Annotated in this window: 4 protein-coding genes; 1 reads left to right on the top strand and 3 read right to left on the bottom strand. The window is 63.5% G+C overall.

The genetic code is table 11. The features are described 5' to 3' along the window. The 3 genes from I5W_RS23280 to I5W_RS23270 all read right to left on the bottom strand — a co-directional run. Nucleotides 1–381, bottom strand: a 381-nt coding sequence (locus tag I5W_RS23280) for a M20/M25/M40 family metallo-hydrolase (RefSeq protein ID WP_148289185.1), incomplete at its 3' end; no start/stop codon positions are given. Nucleotides 382–480: 99 nt separating this feature from the next. Then, the gene (gene lolD / locus I5W_RS23275) at nt 481–1,191 is read right to left on the bottom strand and encodes a lipoprotein-releasing ABC transporter ATP-binding protein LolD (RefSeq protein ID WP_017450243.1); all 711 of its coding nucleotides are present in this window, start codon (nt 1,189–1,191) and stop codon (nt 481–483) included. Continuing rightward, nucleotides 1,184–2,449: a lipoprotein-releasing ABC transporter permease subunit gene (locus I5W_RS23270; protein WP_017450242.1), complete on the bottom strand. Its 1,266-nt coding sequence runs from the start codon at nt 2,447–2,449 to the stop codon at nt 1,184–1,186. Before I5W_RS23270 ends, lolD begins: the two co-directional genes overlap by 8 nt. A 336-nt stretch (nt 2,450–2,785) precedes the next feature. Here I5W_RS23270 and I5W_RS23265 point away from each other — a divergent pair. Next, nucleotides 2,786–4,134: ATP-dependent helicase (locus tag I5W_RS23265; RefSeq protein ID WP_044531028.1), on the top strand; the 1,349-nt coding region annotated here is incomplete at its 3' end.

The raw sequence follows: 4,134 nt of genomic DNA, 5'->3' as shown, positions 1-4,134 counted from the left end.
CGGCATAGCCAGGAACTCCGGCACCATGGCCAGCGCGGTGGCGATGAAACCCTTCATATCGCACGTGCCGCGACCGTACAGGCTGCCGTCCTTCTCGGTGATCTTGAAGGGATCGGTATCCCACTTCTGGCCATCGACCGGCACCACGTCGGTGTGACCGGAGAGCACGATGCCGCCTTCGGTGCTGCCTGCGTTGGGGCCGGCGGTAGCCGGCAGGGTCGCAAACAGGTTGGCCTTGGTTTGCTCCTTGTTGTGTGCCAGCCAGGAGGAAATGCCCTGCTGTTGCAGGCTGTCACGCACGGTGGTGATCAGTTCCAGGTTGGAATTGCGGCTGGTGGTATCGAAGGCGACCAGGGTCTCTAGCCATTGGCGGGTGTTCATGCTGACTCCATGTTCCATCTGTTCATCTATTCAAAACAAAAGCACGCCGCCGTCTCCCAAAAGACGGCGGCGAAAGACTGCAAGCTTACCCGGAAAGCATCAGGGCTGCTGTGAGGCCACGCGCAAGCCCTGGTCGGACAAGCGCAGGATCCGCCCACAACGTCCGGCCAGTTCGATGTCGTGGGTCACGATCACGAAAGCCGTGCCCAGCGTGCGCGAGAGTTCGATCATCAGCTCGAAAGTGCGATCGGCCGTGCTGCGGTCCAGGTTGCCGGTCGGTTCATCGGCCAGCACGCAGGCCGGGCGCGTCACCAGGGCTCGCGCCAATGCCACCCGCTGGCGCTCGCCGCCGGACAGTTCGCCCGGCACGTGCGTCACACGCTGCGCCAAGCCGACCTTCTCCAGCATCTCGCGCGCCTGCTCCTGGGCCTGGTCGCGCTTGACGCGGCGGATCATCAAGGGCATGGCCACGTTGTCCAGCGCCGAGAATTCCGGCAGCAGGTGGTGGAACTGATAGACGAAGCCCAGCGACTGGTTGCGCAAGGCGCCCCGCTCGCTCTCGCCCAGGCTGGCAAAGTCCTTGCCCTGCAGGCTCACTGTGCCGGTGCTGGGGGTGTCCAGCCCGCCCAGCAGATGCAGCAGGGTCGACTTGCCCGAGCCCGAGGCGCCGACGATGGCGACCTGCTCGCCGTGGTAGACGTCGATATCGACATTGGCCAATACCTTCACCGAATACTTGCCCTGGGTGAAGGTCTTGCCCAGGCCACGCGACGACAGCACGGCCTGGCGGTTCTTGATCGGATCATTCATAGCGCAGCGCCTCCGCAGGTTTGACGCGGGCGGCGGCCCAGCTCGGGTACAGCGTGGCCAGGAACGCCAGCACCACGGCCACGCCGCCGATGGTGTAAACATCCGACCAGATCAGTTCGGAAGGCAATTCAGAAATCACGTAGATGCTCTTGGGCAGGAACTGCACATGGAAAGCGCGCTCGATGGCCGGCACCAGCACGTCGATGTTGAGCGCCACCAACACCCCCAGGCCAACGCCCACCGCGGTGCCGATCAGGCCCACCAGCGCGCCCTGGATCACGAAGATCTTCATGATGGAACCGGGCGAAGCACCCAGCGTGCGCAGGATGGCGATGTCGGCCTGCTTGTCGGTAACCGTCATGACCAGGGTCGAGACCAGGTTGAAGGCGGCCACCGCGATGATCAGGGTGAGGATGATGAACATCATGCGTTTTTCGGTCTTGACCGCCGCGAACCAGTTGCTGTTCTGCTGCGACCAGTCGCGCAGGTAGAGGTCGCCGCTCAGGGTGCGCGCCAGTTGCTGGGTCACTTCCGGGGCCTGCAGCATGTCGCGGATGCGCAGGCGCACGCCGGTGGGGGCGTCCATGCGGAACAGGGTCTCGGCATCCTTGATGTCGATGAAGGCCAGCGAAGAATCGAATTCATAATGGCCGGCCTCGAAGATGCCGGTCACGGTGAACTGCTTCAGGCGCGGCAGCACGCCGGCCGGCGTCACCTGGCCCTGCGGCACGATCAGCGTGACCTTGTCACCCAGGCCCACGCGCATCCCGCGCGCCAGCTCGCCGCCGATGACGATGTTGAATTCACCGGGCTTGAGCGAATCGAAACTGCCCTGCTTGATCTGCTTGGCCACGTCCGAGACCTTGGGCTCTTCCTCGGGCAGCACGCCGCGCACCATCACGCCGCGCAGGTTGTCGTCACGCGTCATCATGCCCTGCCCGGCCACGTAGGGCGCCGCGCCCAGCACTTCCGGGTTCTGGAAAGCCTGCTTGGCCACAGCCTGCCAGTCGTGCATGGAACCGGAAGCGTCGAACACCTCGATATGCGGCAGCACCGATAACATGCGGTCACGTACTTCCTTCTGGAAGCCGTTCATCACCGACAGCACCACGATCAGCGCGGCCACGCCCAGCCCGATGCCGGCCATGGAAATAAGGGAAATGAAGGAAATAAAACTATTGCGGCCGCTGCGCTTGCCGGCCCGCGTATAGCGGATACCGACCAGCCATTCGAACGGCAGGTTTTTAATCAGACTCAAAATTGCTCCGGGAGAGGACCTGCAAACAATGCAGCCAAACCGGTCGCGCCAGGATGCGATGGTCGGGCCGCACGCCAACACGGGCGAAGGCAAAGCGCGAAGTTTGCCACAGTTTGGACGCTCGGCCCATCCCCTGACCGGCCCTGCTGGGCTTGCGCTTGCCCTTTGTGACACCGTCGTGCAGCCTATAGATTCACTTCCACGGCAGAGGTTCGCCAGGACCGGCTTCATATTTCAAGTATCAGGAGTGTTGCATCCGAACCTGGTTATATATACAGTACCTACCACCGTACCCATCTGCTCCCCCTATTCCTCCCAGGAATTTCCCTGCTCCCCATGTCGCCAGATTTCGTCCAGGACGCCCCCGACACCCGCAGCGCAGCCGCTGCCAAGCACGATCCCTTTGCGCGCCTGAACCCGCAGCAGCGCGCCGCCGTCGAGCATGGCAGCCAGTTGCCGCCGGCACAGCAGGCGCCCTTGCTGATCGTGGCCGGTGCCGGCACCGGCAAGACCAATACCCTGGCGCACCGGGTGGCGCGGCTGATCCTGGAGGGCGCCGATCCGCAACGCATCCTGCTGTTGAGCTTCTCACGCCGCGCCGCCGCCGACCTGGGCCGGCGCGTGGGTCAGGTGATCGCGGAAGTGCTGGGACTCGCCGCCGGCGCCACCCCGCCGCAACTACCCTGGTCGGGTACCTTCCACGCCATCGGCGCGCGCCTGCTGCGTGACTATGCGACCGTGATCGGCCTGGAAGAAAACTTCACCATCCAGGATCGCGGCGACGCCGAAGACCTGCTCGGCCTGCTGCGCCACGAGCTGGGGCTGTCAGCCACCGAGCAGCGCTTTCCACTGAAGGCCACCTGCCTGTCCATTTATTCACGTGTGGTCAATACCCGGCAAGACCTGGGCCAGGTGCTGGCAAGCCACTTTCCCTGGTGCCGCGAATGGGAACGGCAACTGGGCGAACTCTTCAGTCAATACGTGCAAGCCAAGGAAAACCAGCATGTGCTGGATTACGACGACCTGTTGCTGTTCTGGGCCGAGATGCTCTCCGATACGCAGATCGCGCAATCGGTGGGCGCGCGCTTCGACCACGTGCTGGTCGATGAATACCAGGACACCAACCGCCTGCAAGCCGAGATCCTGCAAAGGATGAAGCCCGATGGCGGCGGCGTGACCGCCGTGGGCGACGATGCGCAATCGATCTATTCCTTCCGCGGCGCCACGGTGCGCAACATCCTCGACTTCCCTTCGCTGTTCGCGCAACCGGCACGCCTGCTGACGCTGGAGCAGAACTACCGTTCCACCCAAGCCATCCTGCAAGCCTCCAATGCCGTCATTGCCGATGCCCCGGAACGTCACTTCAAGAACCTCTGGAGTGACAAGATCTCCTCGCACAAGCCGCAACTGGTGGTCATTCCAGACGAAGCCGAACAGGCGCGATGGGTCGCCAACCGCATCCTGGCCCATCGTGAAGAAGGGCTCACGCTGAAGTCGCAAGCGGTGCTGTTTCGCACTGCCACCCACAGTGCCGCGCTGGAGCTGGAACTAGTCCGCCGCCACATCCCCTTCGTGAAATTCGGCGGTCTCAAGTTCCTGGAAAGCACCCACATCAAGGACCTGCTCGCCCTGCTGCGCCTGACGCACAACCCCAGCGCGCGCATGGCCGGTTTCGGGGCTGCAAC

It is taken from the genome of Herbaspirillum sp. B65 (assembly GCF_000333555.1).
In the GTDB taxonomy this organism is placed as follows: Bacteria; Pseudomonadota; Gammaproteobacteria; order Burkholderiales; family Burkholderiaceae_D; genus Herbaspirillum; species Herbaspirillum rubrisubalbicans.
This window is presented reverse-complemented; position numbering and strand designations above follow the sequence as displayed.